This is a genomic window from Kitasatospora sp. NPDC056138 (assembly GCF_042264695.1).
Classification (GTDB): Bacteria; Actinomycetota; Actinomycetes; order Streptomycetales; family Streptomycetaceae; genus Kitasatospora.
Genome location: NZ_JBHJVK010000004.1, coordinates 143,552 through 156,755, shown reverse-complemented (window position 1 = coordinate 156,755; position 13,204 = coordinate 143,552). Strand labels below are relative to the sequence as shown.

7 protein-coding genes are annotated in these 13,204 nt (G+C 72.3%); 6 read left to right on the top strand and 1 reads right to left on the bottom strand.

Features of this window, described 5'->3' with window-relative positions; all coding sequences use genetic code 11:
• The first annotated feature begins 523 nt into the window (after positions 1-523).
• Complete coding sequence (locus tag ACFC1R_RS04645) at positions 524-1,084, top strand: avidin/streptavidin family protein (RefSeq protein ID WP_375932624.1); 561 nt, start codon at positions 524-526, stop codon at positions 1,082-1,084.
• A gap of 452 nt (positions 1,085-1,536) precedes the next feature.
• Here ACFC1R_RS04645 and ACFC1R_RS04640 read toward each other — a convergent pair whose 3' ends face one another.
• On the bottom strand, positions 1,537-3,066 hold the full coding sequence (locus tag ACFC1R_RS04640; RefSeq protein ID WP_375932621.1) for an AMP-binding protein: 1,530 nt from the start codon (positions 3,064-3,066) through the stop codon (positions 1,537-1,539).
• A 311-nt stretch (positions 3,067-3,377) separates the two neighbouring features.
• Here ACFC1R_RS04640 and bioB point away from each other — a divergent pair, with 311 nt between their 5' ends.
• The 5 genes from bioB to ACFC1R_RS04615 all read left to right on the top strand — a co-directional run bounded on the left by bioB (position 3,378) and on the right by ACFC1R_RS04615 (position 13,178).
• Positions 3,378-4,439 carry a biotin synthase BioB gene (bioB, locus tag ACFC1R_RS04635; protein ID WP_375932618.1) on the top strand — a complete coding sequence of 354 codons (1,062 nt, stop codon included), beginning with the start codon at positions 3,378-3,380 and terminating at the stop codon, positions 4,437-4,439.
• Between the two features lie 117 nt (positions 4,440-4,556).
• Complete coding sequence (locus ACFC1R_RS04630) at positions 4,557-5,729, top strand: MFS transporter (RefSeq protein WP_375932615.1); 1,173 nt, start codon at positions 4,557-4,559, stop codon at positions 5,727-5,729.
• A 147-nt stretch (positions 5,730-5,876) separates the two neighbouring features.
• Positions 5,877-6,716: an SDR family NAD(P)-dependent oxidoreductase gene (locus tag ACFC1R_RS04625; protein ID WP_375932612.1), complete on the top strand. Its 840-nt coding sequence runs from the start codon at positions 5,877-5,879 to the stop codon at positions 6,714-6,716.
• Between the two features lie 43 nt (positions 6,717-6,759).
• Positions 6,760-11,475 (top strand): amino acid adenylation domain-containing protein, encoded by a 4,716-nt coding sequence (locus ACFC1R_RS04620; protein WP_375932609.1) that lies wholly within the window; start codon positions 6,760-6,762, stop codon positions 11,473-11,475.
• Between the two features lie 17 nt (positions 11,476-11,492).
• A complete protein-coding gene (locus tag ACFC1R_RS04615; RefSeq protein WP_375932606.1) occupies positions 11,493-13,178 on the top strand; it encodes an AMP-binding protein in 1,686 nt (561 codons plus the stop codon).
• Positions 13,179-13,204 lie beyond the last annotated feature (26 nt).

The window sequence follows — 13,204 nt, the reverse complement described above, 5'->3', positions numbered from 1 at the left end:
CAACCTGCCTCCGGCCAGGGCGACTTGGCTGCCGAGGCAGCCACGGGACGGATGTCGGGAGCGCCGGCCGGCACTCCGGGGCGTTCCGGCACCTCCAGGATCCTGCTGCCTGAACGCCACGGGGCACCGTCCTTGTGCTGCGCCGATGTTGACGGACCGTCCCGTCGACGTCCGGTGCCGAACCCCGCGGGTCGCGAACCACGGCGGACCGTACGTTGGCGGCGGACCCGTCGCATTCCCGGGTGCTGTCTTGAAACGCCCCTGACACGCAGTCAGAACAGGGGTACTCTTCTTTACCAGGAGCGCCCATTCGACACGCAGGGCGAGGACGTGATCAACCCTCGGCCGTCGCGGGATCCGTGGTGCTTTCCGCTGGACCGGCCGGCCATCGAACACCGCGCTCGGTGGGTGGTCGAGACCGGGAACCTTCGAGGTCAAACACCTTATGTAATGAGCCTGCGGATTCGCCGCACGGAACATGTGCGCCTTCCGGGACTCGACAGCATCCGACTGGAGAGTATGCATGTCTCACAAGCGCAAGATTCTGATCGCCGCTCCTGCCCTCCTGCTGACCGCCGTGACCATTTCTGCCAGCGCTTCGGCGGAGCCCCAGGGCGCCGGCGCGGGGCCGGACCACCGGAGCACCTCCGGCATCACCGGCACCTGGTACAACGAGCTGGGCTCGACCCTGGTGGTGACCGCCTCTGCGGACGGCGGGCTGACCGGTACCTACAACTCGGCCGTCGGCAACGCCCAGAACACCTACGCGCTGACCGGCCGCTTCGACAGCGCCCCCGCCACCGATGGCAGCGGCACCGCCCTGGGCTGGTCGGTTGCGTGGCGCAACGACTTCCGTGACGCCCACTCGGCCACCACCTGGAGCGGCCAGTACTTCGGCGGCGCCCAGGAGCGGATCGACACCCAGTGGCTGCTGACCTCCGGCACCACCGCGGCCAACGAGTGGCAGTCCACCCTGGTCGGCCACGACGTGTTCACCCGGACCGCGCCGTCCGCCGCTGCGATCGCCCAGGCCAAGCAGCTCGGTGCCACCTCCGCCAACCCGGCCGACAACGCCCGGAAGTGACGTGAGGAATTGACCGACCGAGCCGTCCGACGTGCGCCGAATCGACGTCGGACGGCTCGGCCGTGCCCGCCGACACCCCGTGGGGCACGCACGGGAAGGGGCCCGCCCAGTTCGGCTGCGTTCCGTCACCGTCGGCCGTTCGGCGTGATCACGTCGGGCTCGATGCCGTCGACCGGAGTGGCGGGCTGTGCAGCAGGTCCGCTGACGGAGCGGGATCTCTTGAGGGGTTTCCCACTCGACCTCTTCTCCTTTGATGCCGCATTCGCCCGAGCGCACCTCTCCGTGCCCCGCACCATGAGCCGGAAACGGGATTGCGGCCGGTGAACCGATACGGCGATTCGATCCGGAGGCATTCCTACCGGACAACCCGATCGACGCGGTCGGACGCCTGTCGGAGCGGATGCCGCGCAACGCCACGGAGATCAGGTCCGGCCTGCCGCTGCCGTGCCGCTTCACGGCACCTCGCACACACCCCGGCGGCCGTCCAGCAGGATGCTCCGCACCTTCCGGCGGTCGATCTTCCCGCCGGCGGTGTACGGCAACTCGTCCGCCGCGAACACCCGTTGGGGGCACTTCTGCGGCGACAGGTGCGCGGCGGCGCCCTCGCGCACCTGGTCCAGGCTCAGCGACGCGCGGCCGCGCCACCGGACCACCGCGCACACCAGCTCGCCCCACTGCTCGTCGGGCAGGCCGACCACGGCGACCTCGGCGATCTCCGCCAGCCGGAGCAGGGCCGCCTCGACCTCCTCCGGATACACGTAGCGGCCGCCGCTGGTCAGCAGGCCCGCCTCCCGGCCGACCAGGTGCAGGCAGCCCTGCTCGTCGAGCCGGCCGATGTCGCCGACGGTGAACCAGCCGTCCCGGTCCGGGGCGCCGCCGTCCCGGGCCGACAGGTACCCGGTGAACAGCATGTCGCTGCGGACGTGGACCCGGCCGATCTCGTTCACCCCGACCTCCGTGCCCGCCGGCGTCCGCAGCGACAGCTCGACACCGTCCACCGGCCTGCCCACCGACTCCGGGGGGCCGTCACCGTTGCCGTGCAGCACCGACACCAGGCTCAGTTCGGTCGCACCGTAGAACTCCACGGCGTCGGCGTTCGGGAACAGCGCCCCGGCCTGCGCCCGGCGGATCGGCGGCCACTTGGCCCCGGCCGACAGCAGTGTGCGGACCTGCGGGAAGGAGCGGTCCGGGTGCTGCCGGGCGTACCCGAGCAGTGACTCGAACATCGTGGGCACCAGGTAGAGCCGGGTGACGGCGTACCGGTCGAGCTGCTCGAAGACCGTGGCGGGATCGGGCTCCGGCGGCAGGTGGACCGTGGCGCCGACGTGCAGACCGTGCACCGCCCCGTACAGGAAGTGCGAGCGGGTGAGCGAACCCGGCAGCAGGATGCGGTCGGTGGCGTCGATGCCGAACTCGGACGTGGTCCGTTCGAAGGTGCGCAGCCAGGAGCGGTGCGAGCGGACCGCCCCCTTGGGCCTTCCGCTGCTCCCCGAGGTGAACGCGACGTAGAACGGCGCACTCTCCGGGACACCGGGGAACCCGGCCGGCGGGAGGGGCGGTCGGCCGTGCAGCCGGTCCGGGTAGCCCGGCCCGGGCACCTCGGTCACGGTGGCCGGGGGCAGCTGCCATCCGGTCGGCTCCGGGCCGGCCGTGCGGAACAGTCGTGCCGGTGGTGCGTCCCTGAGGATCGACGACAGTTCGGCGGAGCTCCAGGCCGGGTCCAGCACCATCACCGGAATCCCGGCGAGCGCCGCACCGTAGAAGACCTCCAGGAACTCCCGGCCGCTCTCCAGCAACAGGGCGATCCGCACCCCGGGCTCCGGTGCCCGGCCGAACTCGGCGCACAGTGCGGTGGCCACGGAGGTGGCGCCACGGAGCAACTCCCGGTAGCTCCAGTGCTGTTGCGGTCTCCGGCCGAGGACGAGAGCGGTGCGGTCGGGTGAGGTCGTGGCGTGCGAGAGGAATCCGCTGGCAACGGTCATGATCTCCTGCTCTCGATCGGCGGGCGGAGCCGGACGGCGCACCGGGGCCGCAGCACCCACTCCACCGCGGCCGCCGGGACCCACTCCACCACGGCCGTCGGCCGGACCGCCACCGTGGCCGCCGTCCCCGTCGTACCGTGTGAGTGGGATCACCGGACCGGTGCTCGAAGACGGCTGGAGAGTGCCCGCGGCGAGGCGTAGCGTGCAACCGGTGCGCCTGGTGGGCCGATGAGTTGACGATCCGTCACATCGGCGTCAAATGTGGCAGTTCTTGACCGCCTGTTGGCGCCGGACATGACATCATCGGCGTCATGGACTTGTACGACAGGTTGGCGGACAAAGCGCTTCGGCGGGAGCTACTGACCAGGGACGAGGCACTCGCGGTGCTCGCCGGTCGTGACGACGAACTACTGGAACTGGTGACCGCGGCATCCCGGGTCCGGCGGCACTTCTTCGGCAATCGGGTGAAGATCAACTACCTGGTCAATCTCAAGAGCGGTCTGTGCCCGGAGGACTGCACCTACTGTTCGCAGCGGGTCGGTTCCACGGCCGACATCCTGAAGTACACCTGGCTCAAACCGGAGGCCGCCGTGGCCGCCGCCGCGGGCGGGGTGGCCAACGGCGCCAAGCGGGTCTGCCTGGTCGGCAGCGGCCGGGGCCCGACGGACGGTGACATCGACCGGGTGGGCCGGACGATCTCGGCCATCAAGGAGAGCTACCCCGAGGTCGAAGTCTGCGCGTGCTTCGGGCTGTTGTCCGAGGGGCAGGCCGAGAAGATCCGCGACGCCGGCGCCGACGCGTACAGCCACAACCTCAACACCGCGGGCAGTAGGTACGCGGACATCTGCACGACGCACGAGTACACCGACCGGGTCTCCACCGTCGAACAGGCCAAGGCGGCCGGTCTCTCGCCGTGTTCCGGTTTCATCGCCGGCATGGGGGAGACCGACGAGGACCTGGTCGAGCTCGCCTTCGCACTGCGCGGGATCGACACGGACTCCGTCCCGGTCAACTTCCTGATCCCGTTCAGCGGTACGCCGCTGGAGGGCCGGTGGTCCCTCACCCCGCAGCGCTGTCTGCGGATCCTGGCGATGGTGCGGTTCGTCTTCCCCGACGTCGAGGTCCGGATCGCGGGCGGCCGGGAGATCCACCTGCGCAGCCTGCAGCCGCTCGGGCTGCACCTGGCCAACTCGATCTTCCTCGGCGACTACCTGACCAGCGAGGGGCAGGAGGGTCACGTCGACCTGCAGATGATCGCGGACGCCGGATTCGTGGTCGAGGGCGCCGAGGAGCGGTCGCTGCCGGAGCACCGGCCGGACTCGGTGCGGACCCGCAAGCGCGGGGCCGGCACCGACATCCCGGCGAACGCCTGAGCCGTACGCCGGATTCGTACGTCCGGGCCGCGCGTCCGGGTCATGCACCGTCCGCGGGTGCCGCACGGCCGACGCCGCTCGGCACCCGCCAGGACACGACACACAAGGGGGAGTCCTGTGTTCGGCAGGATCTCGACACTCGCGCTGGGCGCCTTCGCGGTCGGCACCAGCGGGTACATCGTCACGGGCGTGCTGCCGCAGCTGAGCGGTGAGCTGTCCGTTCCGGTGTCCACGGCGGGCCTGCTGACCACGTCCTTCGCGGTGGCGTACGCCGTCGGTTCGCCGCTGCTGGCGGTGGCGACCAGCCGGTGGGGGCGGCGTCCGCTGATCGTCGCCGCGCTGCTGGTGGCGGTGCTCGGCAACGCGCTGGCCGCGCTGGCGCCGAGTTTCGGCATCCTGCTGGGCGCGAGGATCGTCACCGCCGTGGGCGCCGCGGCGTTCACGCCGGCGGCCACGGCCGTCGCCGCCGAGCTGAGCGGTCCCGAGCGCCGGGCGCGGGCGGTGGCGCTGGTGTTCGGCGGCCTGACGATCGCCACCATCGTCGGCGTGCCCGCCGGAACCCTGCTGGTCGGCCCGCTCGGCTACCGGGGGGTCTTCTGGCTGGTCGCGGCGCTCTGCGCGGTCGCGACGGTGGCGGTGGCAGCGGCGGTGCCCGCGGTCGCCGCGCCGCAGCGGGTGACGCTGCGTCAGCGGTTCGCGGTGGCCGGGGACCGCCGGGTGCTGCCCGTCCTCGGGATCACGCTGGCGGCCAGTCTCGGGGTGTTCACCGTCTACACCTACGTCGCCCCGGTGCTCTCCTCCTCGGCCGGTGTCACGGGCGGTCTGCTGAGCCTGCTGCTGTTCGGCTACGGTCTCGGCGGCGCGATCGGCAACGTGGCCGGTGGCATCGCCGCCGACCGGTACGGCTACCGGACGCCGCTCGCGGTGGCGGTCGTCGGGAACGTGCTGACCCTGGTGCTGCTGTCGCTGGCGGGCAGTGCCCTGGTCGCCGGGGTCGCGCTGTTCCTGTGGGGCGTGTCCAGCTGGGCGTTCAACCCGCCGGTGCAGCGGCGGCTGATCGAGCTCTCGCCGAGCGCGAGCGGCCTGCTGCTCTCGCTCAACGCGTCGGCGCTGTACCTGGGGATCGGCCTGTCCGGGGTGGTCGGCGGCGCCGTGCTCGACGGCATCGGGGTCGGCACGGTCCCGTACGTCGGGGCCGGCTTCTGCCTGGTGGCGGTGGCGGTCCACCTGCTGACGGGCGGTCGGCCGGCGGCGGTGCCCGCGGCGGCCGGGCGCGGTCCGGCGCTCTGACGGTGCCGGCCGGTCCGTCGGCCGGTCCGCACCGGGCGGTTTCCGGCCGGGGTCCGGCCGTTGACCTGGGGCTGTGACCTGAATCTCAACCGGAATATCGACACAGCCCGGTTACAATTCATTGATTCGTCGAACGGGGGTTACGACGTGCAAGATCTCAAGGGCGCCGTCGGAATTGTCACCGGTGCGTCGCGTGGGGTCGGTCCTTTCATCGCCGAGCGGCTGGCGATGGAGGGTGTCCGGCTGGCGATCGTGGCCAGATCCGAGGACGGCCTGCGGGAGACCGCGAAACGCCTCGGGCGGTACGGCTGTGAACCACTCGTGGTGGCCGCCGACATCTCCGACGAAGACGATCAGCGGCGCATCGTCGACACGGTCCGCCGTGAACTCGGGGCGCCCTCGCTGCTGGTCAACAACGCCGGTCTGGAGCACATCACCCGGTTCCAGGACGCCACGGTCGAGGAGATCAGGAAGGTCATCCTGGTCAACCTGTTCGGCACCGAGGCGCTGACCAGGCTGGTGCTGCCGCACCTGCTGGCGGCCGGGCGCGGCCACATCGTCAACATCGGCTCGGTGGCCGGCCGCACCGCCTACCCGTACGGCACGATCAACTCCTCGGCCAAGCACGGCCTGGTGGGCTTCACCTGGTCGCTGCGCGAGGAGCTGCGCGGCACGGGCGTGGGCGTCTCCGCGGTCTACCCGACCCTGATCGCCGACGTGGGGATCTCCGCGGCCTGGCAGGGCGGCCGCCGTCCGCCGATGCTCGGTCAGGTGACGCCGCAGCAGGTGGCGCTCGCGGTGCTCACCTGCATCAGGAAGAACCGGGTCGAGATCACCGTCTCACCGGTCATGGAGCGGATCGCGGACGTCGTCAGTGCCGTCTCGCCCCGCCTGACCTCCTGGGTGGCCAGGAACACGGGCGTCTACGGTTATCTGCGCACGGTCGCCGACGCCCGCCGTAATTCCGATCTTCACCATCCACAGTAATTCGCCGGACATTCTGGCCAAAAGGCCGGATCGGGGGAAATTCATGGCTGCGCACGCGGCTGGGCAGATATCCGAAACGGCCGGGGACGTCGTCCGCCTCGGGGTCCTGCTCGCCGAGGTGAACGACGAGTTCGACCGCGATCTGGAGTCGGACGACCCGCTCTTCCTGGAATCACTGGACGCCACCGAGTTCAAGTCCGCGATCGACGCGGAATTCGGCGTGGACGTCCCGCTGGAACTGTTCTTCGGCACCTGCACGCTGGGCATGGTGGCCGACGCGCTGCGCAACCTCGCCCCGGCCGAGGGTGCCGCGCCCGTCGTGCTCCCGGCGCCGGAGCGGCGGTTCGAGCCGTTCCCGCTCACCGCCGTGCAGCAGGCGTACTGGCTGGGCAGCCGGGGCTTCGACCTGGGCGGCCGGTCCGCCCACTTCTACCTGGAGATCGACCTGTTCGCGGGCCGGGTCGAGCAGGCCGAGGAGGCGTTCAACCGGCTGATCGGCCGTCACGACATGCTGCGGGCCGTGGTGCTGCCCGACGGCCGCCAGCGCGTGCTGTCCGAGACCCCGTACTACCGCTTCCGGCACGCGGACCTGCGTGACCTCCCCGAACCCGACGGCCGATGTCGGCTCGAGGAGACCCGCGAGGAGCTGGCGGGCCAGGTCTTCGACCCGCACACCTGGCCGCTCTACGAGATCCGCACCCACGAACTGCCCGGCGACCGGCTGCGGCTGCACGTCAGCATCGACCTGCTGTTCGTCGACGCGGGCAGCCTCCAACTGCTGCTGACCGAGTGGATCCGGCTGGTCCTGGACCCGGGATCGCTCGGCCCGGCCCCGGAGGTGACCTTCCGGGACTACCTGGAGGGCGTCGCCGAGCAGCGGCGGGCGCCCGGCTACGAGCAGGCGCGCGAGTACTGGCTGGCGCGGGTGGACTCGCTGCCCCCGGCCCCCGAACTCCCCGTGCAGCCCCCGGCGCACGGCGGCGCACCCGTCTTCGTCCGCCGGCAGCACCGGGTGCCGGGCCACACCTGGCGGCGGCTGCGGGACCGCGCGGGCGCCCTCGGCGTCACACCGTCGGTGCTGCTCTGCACCGCCTACGCGGACGTGCTCAGGACGTGGAGCAAGACGGCCCGGTTCACCGTCAACCTGACGCTCGCCGAGCGGCCCAGGTGGCACCAGGACATCCACCGGCTGATCGGCGACTTCACCAGCACCATCCTGTTGGAGTGCGACCTGAGCGGGCGGCAGGACCTCTCCACCGCGGCCGTCCGGATCCAGGCGCAGCTGCGGGAGGACCTGCGGCACGCCCGGTTCGGCGGCGTCGAGGTGCAGCGCGAGCTGGCCCGCCGCCGGGACGGCGTCCAGGCCAGGATGCCCGTGGTGTTCACCAGCCTGCTGCGCGAGCAGGACAGCTTCGGCGCGCTCGAGGGCGTGGTGTTCCGGACCGGCTACGCCGTCTCCCAGACGCCCCAGGTCTACCTGGACAACCAGGTGATGGTGGTCGGCAGCGACCTGGTGGTCAGCTGGGACGCCGTCGCGGAGATGTTCCCCGACGGCGTGCTCGACGACATGTTCGCCGCCTACCTCGACCTGCTGGAGCGGATCGCCGAGCAGGACGCCCCGGCTCCCGCCGCTCCGCCGCGGCGTCAGCTCGACGTCCGGGCGGCGGTGAACGCCACCCGGGGCGCGTTCCCGCAGGAGCTCATCCACACCGCGTTCGACCGCCAGGTCGCCGCCCGCGGCGACGCCCCGGCCGTGATCACCGCGGAGCGCACCCTGGGCTACCGCGAACTCGACCGCAGGGCCAACCAGATCGCCCACCGGCTGCGCGGACTCGGCGCCGCGCCGAACACCCTGGTCGCCGTCGTCATGCACAAGGGCTGGGAGCAGGTGGCCGCCGTGCTGGGGGTGGTCCGCTCGGGCGCGGCCTACCTGCCGGTGGACGCGGGCCTGCCGCCGGAGCGGACGGCCCAGCTGATCGCGGCGGGCCGCGCCACGGTGGTGCTCACCCAGCCCGGGGTGCGGCCGCCCGAGGGCGTCACCGCCCTGGTGGTCGGCCCGCAGCCGTGGCCGGATGTGCCGGACGTGCCGGTCAAGGCCCCGTCCACCACTCCGGAGGACCTCGCGTACGTGATCTTCACCTCGGGCTCGACCGGACGGCCCAAGGGCGTGATGATCAGTCACCGCAGTGCGGTGAACACGCTGGACGACGTCACCACCCGGTTCGCGGTCACCCGGCGGGACCGGGTCCTCGGACTGTCGGCGCTGAACTTCGACCTGTCGGTCTACGACGTGTTCGGGGTGCTCGGCGCGGGCGGCGCGCTGGTGCTCCCGGCACCCGGTGAGTCCCGTGACCCCGGCCGCTGGGCCGAGCTGGCCGACGAGCACGGGGTGACGCTGTGGAACACCGTCCCGGCCCTGCTCGAACTGCTGGTGGAGCACTGCGAGGGGCAGCACGGCCCGTTCCCGGCGTCGCTCAGGCTCGCCCTGCTCAGCGGCGACTGGATCCCCGTGTCGCTGCCCGGGCGGGTGTCCGCGCTCGGTGCCGCGGGACGGCCGGCGCTGGTCGGCCTCGGCGGTGCGACCGAGGCCGCGATCTGGTCGATCCACCACCCGATCGACCAGGTGGACCCGGCGTGGCGGAGCATCCCGTACGGCACGCCGCTGCGGAACCAGACCTTCCACGTACTGGACGCCGACCTGGCCGCGAAGCCGGACCACGTGACCGGTGAGCTGTACATCGGCGGTGCCGGCGTGGCCGAGGGGTACTGGGCCGACCCCGAGCGCACCGCGGAGCGCTTCCTCACCCACCCGCGCACCGGCGAACGCCTCTACCGGACGGGCGACCTGGGCCGCTACCGGCCCGACGGCTCGATCGAGTTCCTCGGCCGGGACGACTTCCAGGTCAAGATCGGCGGCCACCGGATCGAACTCGGCGAGATCGAGGTCGTGCTCGGCCACCACCCCGCGGTGCGGTCGACGGTCGTGGTGGCCAAGGACGCCAGGCGGCTGGTCGCCTACGTGGTCCCCGAGCCCGGCGGCGACGTCGCCGAGGACGAACTGCGCGACCACCTCGCCGCCAAGCTGCCCTCGTACATGGTGCCCTCGGCCTTCGTCGCGCTGGACGCCCTGCCGCTGGGCCCGAACGGAAAGCTCGACCGTGCCGCGCTGCCCGAACCGGCCGCCGCCGCCGACGACTTCGAGCCGCCCGCGACCGAGGTGGAGCGGGTGCTGGCCGGGGCCTGGGCCGCGGTGCTGCCCGGCCGGCGGATCGGCCGGCACGACGACTTCTTCTCGCTCGGCGGCGACTCGCTGCTCGGCGTCCGGGCGGTGGCCAAGGCCGCCGAGCACGGGTTGCACCTGACGCTCAGGGACTTCTACGGGCATCCGACGATCGCCGAACAGGCCAAGGCGGTGAGGGAGTTGCCGGCCACGACGGCACCGCAGTCGACGGTCACCGGACGGGTCGGCCTCTCACCCAGCCAACGCTGGTTCTTCGAGCAGGAGTTCACCGCCGCCGACCACTGGAACGGCATGTGGCCGGTCTTCCGTCTGGACCGCCCGCTCGATACCGCCCTGCTCGAGGAGGCCCTCGTCCTGGTGCTCGGCCACCACGACGGCCTGCGCGCCCAGTACCTGAAGGACGACCGGGGCTGGCACGCCCGGTTCCCCGAACGGGTGGCCGAGGACGCCGCCCGGGTCGAGACGGTGGACCTGCGGACGGTCCCGGACGGCGAGCTGGAGCAGGCGATCAGCCGTCACGTCGACCGCCGCAACAGCAGTCTCGACCTGGCCACCGGCAGGACCGTCCGGCTGACCTGTTTCGACCTCGGTCCGGACCGCGGCCCCCGGCTGCTGATCAGCGCCCACTGGCTGGTCATGGACTACTACTCCTCGCGGGTGTTCTACGAGGACCTGCGCACCGCCTACTTCGCCCTGGAGCGGGGCGAGGGGCCGGTCCTGCCGGCCAAGACCGCCTCGCTGCCCCAGTGCATCGGGCAGCTCGACGCCTATGCGGCGAGCGAGGAGCTCGCCGCCGAACTGCCGTACTGGACCGAGATCGCCGAGCTGCCGCCCACGACGCTGCCGGTCGACCACCGAAGGGGACCCAACGTCCAGTCCTCGGCGGTACGCCACTTCGTCGAGATCACCGGCGACACCGCAGCCGCACTGGTCACCGGGCTCCCGCGCCGGCGCGGCGTGGAGGTCCGCGAGGTGCTGCTCACCGCGCTGGTCCGGGCGGTCACGGCCTGGACCGGACGGCCCGACCTGGTGGTCGAGCTGGAGGGGCACGGCCGCCAGCAGGCGTTCGACCCGCTGGACACCTCGCGCACCGTCGCGCGCTTCTCCACCCTGTCGCCGGTGCTGCTGCGCCCGGGCGGGCTCACCGAGGTCCGGGACCAGGTGCGCGCGGTCCCGCACCGCGGCGTCGGGTACGGGGTGCTGCGCCACCTGCACCCCGACCCCGAGGTCAGGGCGCGGCTGGCCGGTGTGCCGGCCCCGGAGATCGGGTTCAACTTCTGGGGCGACGTCAGCGAGTACTTCACCGGCGACGCCCGTCCGGTGGTCGAGTCGTTCGGCCACCACCGCAGCGGCCTCGGCGCCCGGCCCAGGGTGCTCGACGTGATGGCCCTCACCTCCGGCGGGGAGCTGCGGATGGTGTGGACCTACAGCAGCAACCTGCACACCGAGGCGACGGTGCGGGCGCTCGCCGACCGGGTCACCGAGGAGCTGCACGCACTGGCGAAGGACGCCGGATGAACGGGGGAGGAGAGACCATGGCCCATCCGCGGCCCGAGGACCTGTTCGACGCGGTGACCGTGCCCGAGGCGCTGGAGCGGGCCGCCGGCACGACACGCGGGATCACCGTGGTGGACCGCGACCTCGGCGAGACCCCGCTGCCGTACGCGCTGCTGGCAGCCTCGGCCCGCCGGGTGGCGGCCGGGCTGGCCAGGGCGGGGGTCGGCAAGGGCGACCGGGTGGCACTGGTGTCGTCCACCTCGCCGGGGTTCCTGCTCAGCCTGTTCGGCGTGTGGCGGGCGGGGGCCGTCCCGGTGATCCTGCCGCTGCCGCACCGGATCTCCGACCTGCCGGAGATCGTCGCCGAGATCAACCGGCGGCTGGACCACGTGGACGCCCGCGTGGTGGTGGTCGCCGACGCCTTCGCGGCCTTCGTCTCCGACCGGATCGGTGCGGACCGGCCGGTGCTGACCTGCGGCCGGCTGGCGGCGGAGCGGGAGGAGACCACCGAGCCGATCCCGGTAGGCCCCGACGACCTGGCGTACCTCCAGTTCACCTCGGGCACCACCGGCCTGCCGCGCGCGGTGGCGCTGACGCACCGTCAGATGCTCACCAATGCCGCGGTGTGCTGCGAGCGGCTGCTGCTGGAGCGCGACCGCAGCGTGCACGTGAGCTGGCTGCCGCTGTACCACGACATGGGCCTGATCTCCACGCTCGCGGCCATGGCCTACCGGATCACCCTGGTGCTGCAGCCGCCGGAGGCGTTCCTCTCCCGGCCGGACTCCTGGGTGGACGCGCTCTCCCGCTACCGGGCCACCAGCACGGTCGCCCCGAACTTCGCCTACGGTCTGGCCGCCCGCAGCATGCGGCTGCGACCGCGCGAGCTCGACCTGTCCCGGCTGCAGGTCTGCGGCGACGGCGCGGAGCCGATCCGGGCCGCGACCCTGGAGAAGTTCGTCGAGGCCGGTGCCGCCCACGGGCTCAGGCCCGAGGCGGTCACACCGATGTACGGGCTCGCCGAGGCCACCCTCGCGGTCGCGATGGGGACGGTGACCGAGCCGCTGCACTGGGACCACGTCTCCCGGGAGGAACTCCAGGCGGGCGGCGTCGCACGTCCGGTCCCCCCGGACGCGCCCGACGCCAGGGCGCTGGCGGTCTGCGGCCACCCGGTGCCCGGCGTCCTGGTCGAGATCACGGACGAGCGGGGGCGGCCGCTGGGCGAGCGGGAGGTCGGTGAGATCTGCGTGCGGAGCCCCGCGCTGATGCAGGGCTACTGGCGGGACCCGCAGGCGACCGCCGAGACCATGCGCGACGGCTGGCTGCGGACCGGTGATCTCGGCTACCGCACACCGCAGGGCCTGGTGGTCTGCGGCCGGATCAAGGACATGATCATCGTGGCCGGGCGCAACCTCTACCCCGAGGACTACGAGCACGTCGCGGCGAAGGTCGACGGCGTCCGGCCCGCGTGCGCGGCCTTCGCGCTGCCCGACACCGAGCGGATGATCGTCGCGGTGGAGCCGGCCAAGGGCGTCGCGGACCACGCGGACCTCGCCAGGCAGGTCATGACGCGGCTGCGGGAACAGCTGGGCCACGCCCCGGACAAGGTCGTGGTGCTGGGCAAGGACGCGATCCCGCGGACGTCCTCCGGCAAGGTCCAGCGCGGCCGCTGCCGGGAGCGCTACCTGACGGGGGAGCAGACCGTGCTGGCTGAACTGTCCCGCTGAGCCTGGCCCGGCGGTGCTCCCCGGGG

Coding starts and splice junctions, on each gene's coding strand:
- ACFC1R_RS04645 (WP_375932624.1), top strand. CDS start 524: ATGTCTCACAAGCGCAAGATTCTGATCGCCGCTCCTGCCCTCCTGCTG.
- ACFC1R_RS04640 (WP_375932621.1), bottom strand. CDS start 3,066: ATGACCGTTGCCAGCGGATTCCTCTCGCACGCCACGACCTCACCCGAC.
- bioB (WP_375932618.1), top strand. CDS start 3,378: ATGGACTTGTACGACAGGTTGGCGGACAAAGCGCTTCGGCGGGAGCTA.
- ACFC1R_RS04620 (WP_375932609.1), top strand. CDS start 6,760: ATGGCTGCGCACGCGGCTGGGCAGATATCCGAAACGGCCGGGGACGTC.
- ACFC1R_RS04615 (WP_375932606.1), top strand. CDS start 11,493: ATGGCCCATCCGCGGCCCGAGGACCTGTTCGACGCGGTGACCGTGCCC.